The organism is Kitasatospora sp. MBT66, from assembly GCF_000710405.2.
In the GTDB taxonomy this organism is placed as follows: domain Bacteria; phylum Actinomycetota; class Actinomycetes; order Streptomycetales; family Streptomycetaceae; genus Kitasatospora; species Kitasatospora purpeofusca.
This window is the reverse complement of sequence record NZ_JAIY01000025.1, coordinates 1-7370: the sequence shown is the minus strand read 5'-3', so window position 1 is coordinate 7370 and position 7370 is coordinate 1. Positions and strand designations below refer to the sequence as shown.

General features: G+C 75.7%; 1 protein-coding gene and 1 pseudogene. Both read left to right on the top strand.

The genetic code is table 11. The features are described 5' to 3' along the window. The coding region (locus tag BI06_RS44700) for a type I polyketide synthase (protein WP_043478782.1) at positions 1–3451 on the top strand (3451 nt) is incomplete at its 5' end. 143 nt (positions 3452–3594) lie between these two features. Then, a pseudogene (locus BI06_RS44695) lies at positions 3595–7370 on the top strand (type I polyketide synthase); the annotation flags it as partial.

Below are 7370 nucleotides of genomic sequence, written 5' to 3'. Positions count from 1 at the left end.
GTCCGCCGTCGAGCTGCGCAACCGGGTCGCGGCCGCCACCGGCCTGCGCCTGTCGGCCACCCTGGTGTTCGACCACCCCAACCCGACCGCCCTCGCCGAGCACCTGCGGGCCGAACTGGTCGGCGCCACCGCCGACCCGGCGCCCGTGGTGAGCACCCCCGCCCCGGCCCGGCCCGCCGTCGAGGACGACCCGGTCGTCATCGTCGGCATGGCCTGCCGCCTGCCCGGCGGTGTTGCCACCCCGGACGACCTGTGGCGGCTGGTGAGCGAGGGCCGGGACGCCGTCACCGACTTCCCGGACGACCGCGGCTGGGACCTCGACTCCCTCTACGACCCGGACCCCGACAAGCCCGGCACCTCCTACACCCGGCACGGCGGATTCCTCGACCGGCCGGCCGAGTTCGACGCCGAGTTCTTCGGCATCTCGCCGCGCGAGGCGATCGCCACCGACCCGCAGCAGCGGCTGCTGCTGGAGACCACCTGGGAGGCCCTGGAGAGCGCGGGCATCGACCCGACGGCCCTGCGCGGCAGCCGGACCGGCGTCTTCGCGGGCGTGATGTACCACGACTACGCGCCGCGGGTCCGCGAGGTGCCGGCCGAACTGGAGGGCTGGCTCGGCAACGGCACCGCCGGCAGCGTGGCCTCGGGCCGGATCTCCTACTCCTTCGGGTTCGAGGGTCCCGCCGTCACCGTGGACACCGCCTGCTCCTCCTCGCTGGTGGCGCTGCACCTGGCCGCCCAGTCGCTGCGCTCCGGCGAGTGCGACCTCGCGCTGGCCGGCGGGGTGGCCGTGATGTCCACCCCGACCACCTTCGTCGAGTTCTCCCGGCAGCGGGCCCTGTCCGCCGACGGCCGCTGCAAGGCGTACGCGAACGCGGCGGACGGCACCGGCTGGGGCGAGGGCGTCGGGCTGCTGCTGGTCGAGCGGCTCTCCGACGCGCGGCGCAACGGCCACCCGGTGCTCGCGGTGGTCCGCGGCAGCGCGGTCAACCAGGACGGCGCCTCCAACGGCCTCACCGCGCCCAGCGGTCCTGCTCAGCAGCGGGTGATCCGGGCGGCGCTGGAGCGGGCCGGGCTCGGCGCGGCCGACGTGGACGCGGTCGAGGGCCACGGCACCGGCACCACCCTCGGCGACCCGATCGAGGCGCAGGCCGTGATCGCCACCTACGGGCAGCAGCGTCCGGCCGAACAGCCGCTCTGGCTCGGCTCGTTGAAGTCCAACATCGGCCACACCCAGGCCGCCGCCGGCGCGGCCGGCGTGATCAAGATGGTCCAGGCGATCCGGCACGGGGTGCTGCCCCGCACTCTGCACGTGGACGAGCCCTCGCCGTACGTGGACTGGTCGGCGGGCGCCGTCGAACTGCTCACCGAGCAGCGGGACTGGCCGGAGCTCGGGCGGCCGCGCCGTGCGGCGGTCTCCTCCTTCGGGGTGTCCGGCACCAACGCGCACGTGATCATCGAGCAGGCCCCGGAGCCGGTGGCTGTTGAAGCCGCCGACGCCGCCGACGCGCCCGGCCCGCTGCCCTACCTCGTCTCCGCCCGCACCCCGGCCGCGCTGCTCGCCCAGGCCGCCCAGGTGGCGGAGCTGCTCCCGGCGCCCGACGGCCGGGACCTCGACGTCGCGCACGCCCTGGCCACCGCCCGCGGCGCGCTGGAGGAGCGGGCCGTCGCTGTCGGCGACCCGGAGGCCCTGCGGGCGCTCGCCGCCGGGGACCCGGCCGCCGCACTGGTCACCGGCACCGCCGACGTCAGCGGCCGCACGGTGTTCGTCTTCCCCGGCCAGGGCTCCCAGTGGGCCGGGATGGCCGTCGAACTCCTCGACACCGCACCGGTGTTCGCCGCCAGGATCGAGGAGTGCGCGGCCGCCCTGGCCCCGCACACCGACTGGTCCCTGCCGGACGTCCTGCGCGGCGCCCCCGGCGCCCCCGGCCTGGACCGGGTGGACGTCGTCCAGCCGGTGCTGTGGGCGGTGATGGTCTCGCTGGCCGAGCTGTGGCGGGCGCACGGGGTGCGGCCGGACGCGGTGGTCGGCCACAGTCAGGGCGAGATCGCGGCCGCCGTGGTCGCGGGCGGGCTCTCGCTCGCCGACGGCGCCCGGGTGGTGGCCCTGCGCAGCCGGGCGATCCTGGCCCTGGCCGGCGCAGGCGGCATGGCCTCGGTCGCCCTGCCCGCCGCCGAGGTGGCCGAGCGGATCGCCGACCGGGCCGACCTGCTCTCGATAGCCGTGGTCAACGGCCCGGCGGCGACCGTGGTCTCCGGCGAGCCGGCGGCGCTGGCCGAACTGGTCGACGCCTACCGGGCGGAGGGCGTCCGGGCCCGCACCATCCCGGTCGACTACGCCTCGCACTCGCCCCAGGTGGACGGCCTGCGGGCGGAGTTGGTGGAGCTGCTGGCCCCGGTCCGGCCGCGTACGGGCACCGTGCCGCTGCTGTCCACCGTCACCGGCGACTGGTTCGACACGGCGGGGCTGGACGCGGAGTACTGGGTGACCAACCTGCGCGAGACGGTCCGCTTCGAGGAGGCCACCCGGCGCCTCGCCGAGGACGGCCACACCGTGTTCGTCGAGGTGTCGCCGCACGGGGTGCTGACCGTGCCGATCGAGGACACCCTCGCGTCCGTCGGCGCCGGAAAGCGCTCGGTGGTGGCGGGCACGCTCCGCCGCGACCACGGCGGGCCGGACCGGTTCCTGCTCTCCGCCGCCGAACTCTGGGTGCGGGGAGTGGAGTTCGACTGGTCGACGGTGTTCGCCGGGACCGGTCCGCGGCCGGTGGCGCTGCCCACCTACCCGTTCCGGCGGCAGCGCTACTGGCTGGACGCGACCGTCACCAACACCACGGTGGCCGGATCCGTGGCCGCCGCGGCCGGCACCGACGGCGCGGCCGCCGGGCCCGCGCCCTGGCTGCTCAGGCTGGAGGGCGCGGAGGGTCCGGAGGCGCGGGAGGCGGTGCTGCTCGACCTGGTCCGCCGGGAGGCCGCGGCCGTGCTCGGCCACTCCGGCATCGCCGCCGTCGCCGCCGACCGGGCCTTCCGCGAACTGGGCCTGACCTCGCTCACCGCCGTCGAACTGCGTAACCGGATCGGCGCCGGCACCGGGCTGGAGCTGCCCGCGACGCTGGTCTTCGACTACCCGACCCCGGCTGCCGTCGCCGCCCAGCTGCTCGCCGAACTCCCGGACAGCGAAGCGGGCGCCGAAGGCGCGGAGCTCGATCCGGGAGCGGCCCTGGCCGCCCTGGAGCGGTCCCTCGCCGGACCGGCCGGGCCCGAGGGTGAGCGCGCCTCGGTGCTCGCCCGGCTGAAGGCGCTGGTGGACCGCTGGGACACCGGCGGCCTCGACGGGGCCGACGGCTCCGGCGCGGAGGGTCATGGCGGCCTCGACGAGCTGGATCTGGAGAACGCCACCGACGAGGAGCTCTTCGCCCTGATGGACCGCGACGCCTCCCCGTCCGCCTGACCCCTCTGCCGTTCGCCCCCCGGCGGCCGCCCCTCGCGGCGGCCGCCGGGCCCGAACCCCCGACTCCGCCACCACCCGTACCACCGCACCTGCGAGAGGCACCGATGTCCAACGACCAGAAGCTCCGCGACTATCTGAAGCGCGCCCTGGCCGACGCGCGCCAGGCCAACCGCCGCCTGGAGGAGGTGGAGCGGGCGAAGCGCGAACCGATCGCGATCGTCGGCATGGCCTGCCGCCTGCCCGGCGGCGTCGCCTCGCCCGAGGACCTCTGGCAGCTGGTGGCCGACGGCGGCGACGCCATCACCGAGTTCCCCGCCGACCGCGGCTGGGACCTCGAAGCCCTCTACGACCCGGACCCGGACCACCCCGGCACCTCGTACACCCGGCACGGCGGATTCCTGGACACCACCGCCGAGTTCGACGCCGAGTTCTTCGGCATCTCGCCGCGCGAGGCCCTCGCCACCGACCCGCAGCACCGGCTGCTGCTGGAGACCGCCTGGGAGGCGTTCGAGCGGGCCGGCATCGACCCGACCGCGCTGCGCGGCAGTCGGACGGCGGTCTTCGCGGGCCTGGCCGGGACCGACTACACGCCCCGGCTCCACGATGCCCCGGGCGAGTTGGAGGGGTACCTCGGCATCGGCGGCCTGGACAGCGTGGCCTCGGGCCGGATCTCCTACACCTTCGGTTTCGAGGGCCCGGCCGTCACGGTCAACACGGCCTGCTCCTCCTCGTTGGTGGCGCTGCACCTGGCGGCGCAGTCGCTGCGCTCCGGCGAGTCGGACCTCGCGCTGGCCGGCGGGGTCAGCGTGATGTCGACGGCGCAGGGCTTCGTCGAGTTCTCCCGGCAGCGCGGACTGTCCACCGACGGGCGCTGCAAGGCGTTCGCGGCGGGTGCCGACGGGACGGGCTGGGCGGAGGGTGTGGGCCTGCTGCTGGTCGAACGCCTTTCGGACGCGAAGCGGTTGGGCCACGAGGTGCTGGCGGTGCTGCGCGGCAGCGCGGTCAACCAGGACGGCGCCTCCAACGGCCTCACCGCCCCCAACGGCCCGGCCCAGCAGCGGGTGATCCGCGCCGCCCTGGCCGACGCCCGGCTGTCCGCCGCCGACGTCCAGGCCGTCGAGGCGCACGGCACCGGCACCCGGCTCGGCGACCCGATCGAGGCCCAGGCCATCCTGGCCACCTACGGCCGCCAGCGCTCCGCCGAACAGCCCTTGCTGCTCGGCTCGTTGAAGTCCAACATCGGCCACACCCAGGCGGCCGCCGGTGTGGCGGGTGTGATCAAGTCCGTGCAGGCGATCCGGCACGGCGTGTTGCCGCGCACCCTGCACGTGGACGAGCCGACCCCGTTCGTCAACTGGTCGGCGGGCGCCGTGGAACTGCTCACCGAGCCCCGGGACTGGCCCGCCGTGGACGGCCCGCGCCGGGTCGGCGTCTCGGCCTTCGGCGCCAGCGGCACCAATGCGCACGTGATCATCGAGCAGGCGCCGGTGGAGGAGTCCGCGCCGGTGGAGGCTGCCGGGCCGACGGTGGACGCTGCGCTGCTGCCCTTCGTGGTGTCGGCGCGTTCGCCCGAGGCACTGCGCGAACAGGGCACCCGGGTGGCTGAATTGGCGCTCGCGGGCGATCCGCTGGAGATCGCACGGTCCCTGGTCGCCACGCGGGCGGCGTTGGAGGAGCGGGCGGTGGTGCTGGGTGATCCGGCGGCGCTGCGCGATCCCGAGGGCGTCGATGTGGTGCGTGGGGTGGCGGGTTCGGGCGGGCTGGCGTTCCTGTTCTCCGGGCAGGGTTCCCAGCGGGTCGGTATGGGGCGTGAGTTGTACGCCTCGCAGCCTGTCTTCGCCGAGGCTTTCGATGCGGTGGCGGGGGCATTGGGGCTGCCGTTGGCGGAGGTGATCGTCTCGGGTGAGGGGTTGGACGAGACGGGTTGGACGCAGCCGGCTTTGTTCGCGGTGGAGGTGGCGCTGTTCCGCCTCTTCGAGTCGTGGGGTGTGCGGCCGGACTTCGTCGCGGGGCATTCGATCGGTGAGTTGGCGGCGGCGCATGTAGCGGGGGTGCTGTCGCTGGAGGACGCGGCGGTGCTGGTGGGTGCCCGTGCGCGGTTGATGCAGGCGCTGCCGGGTGGTGGGGCGATGGTGGCGCTGGAGGCGACGGAGGAGGAGGCCCGGGCCGTCCTGGCCGACGGCGTGGACGTCGCGGCCGTCAACGGACCGCGTTCGGTGGTGGTTTCGGGTGACGAGGCCGCCGTCGAGAGTGTCAGGGAGCACTTCGCGGACCGCCGTACCCGTCGGCTGCGGGTCAGCCACGCGTTCCACTCGGCCCACATGGACGGCATGCTGGACGAGTTCCTCGCCGTCGCCAAGTCCCTGACCTTCCACCGGCCGACGGTCCCCGTGGTCTCCAACGTCACCGGGAAGATCGCCACCGCCGAGGAGATCACCGACCCGGAGTACTGGGTGCGGCAGGTCCGCGGGGCCGTGCGCTTCGCCGACGTGGTGACCACCCTGGCCGCCGAGGGCGCGACGACCTTCGTCGAACTCGGCCCCGACGGCACCCTCACGGGCCTCGCCGGCGGCATCCTCGACACCGCCGCCGACCCGGACCTGACCGCCACGGCCGTCCTGCGCCGGGAGCGGCCCGAGCAGCGGACGGTGCTGACGGCGCTCGCCCGGATCCACGTCCAGGGCCACCCCGTCGACTGGACCGCCCTGCTCGGCGACGCCCGTCCGTCCGTCGTGCTGCCGACCTATCCGTTCCAGCGCCGCCGCTACTGGCTGGAGCCCGCCGCCCGCACCGGTGACCCCGAGGGCCTCGGCCTGACGCCCACCGGTCACCCGCTGCTCGGCGCGGCGGTCGCCCTGCCCGACGGCGAGGGCGTGCTGCTCACCGGCAGCCTCTCCCTGGCCACCCACCCCTGGCTCGCCGACCACGCCGTGCAGGGGACCGTGGTCGTCCCGGGCACCGCCCTGCTGGAGTCGGTGATCCGGGCGGGCGACGAGGTCGGCGCGAGCACCCTGGACGAGCTGGTGATCGAGGCGCCGTTCCTGCTCCCCGAGCACGGCGCGCTGCACCTGCGGGTGACCGTCGGCGCGCCGGACGCGGTCGGCGCCCGCCGGGTGGCCGTGCACTCGCGGCCCGCCGCGGGTCCGGCGTACCCGGCCACCGTCGACGACACCTGGACCAGGCACGCGAGCGGCACCCTGCTGAGTGCTCCCGCCGCCGGTCCGGCGGTGAGCCTGGAGCAGTGGCCGCCGGCCGGTGCGCGGGCGCTGGACATCGAGCACCTCTACCAGGAGCTCGCCGACGGGGGCCTCGCCTACGGGCCCGCCTTCCGGGGGCTGCGGGCCGCCTGGCAGGACGGTGACACCTTCTTCGCCGAGGTCGCGCTGCCCGAGGGACCGGCCGCGGAGGCGGCGCGCTTCGGCCTGCACCCGGCGCTGATGGACGCGGCCGTCCACCTCACCGTGCACCAGCGGCTGGTGGACAGCCCGCCCGGGGTGAGCCGGCTGCCGTTCGCCTACACCGGGGTGCGGCTGCACGCCGCCGGGGCGAGCGCGCTGCGGGTCCGGCTCCGGTACACCGAGCCGGAGGTGCTGGCCGTCGACGTCGCGGACGCCACCGGCGCGCCGGTGGCCTCGGTGGAGGCGCTCCGGGCCCGGCTGGTCTCCGCCGAGCAGCTGGCCCCGGCGGGCGGCGTCGACCGGGACACGCTGTTCGGGCTCGACTGGCCGGAGGTGGCGGTCGCCGACGCGGCGGTCCCGCTGGGTGAGGTGCTGCCGGTCGTCGGCGACGTGACGGAGACCCTGGCGGCGCTACGGACCTGGCTGGAGCAGGACACCGGCGAGGGCGACCCGCTCGTCGTGCTGACGCGTCTCGCGGTGGCCGTCGACGAGTCGGAGGCGCCGGACCTGACCGCCGCCCC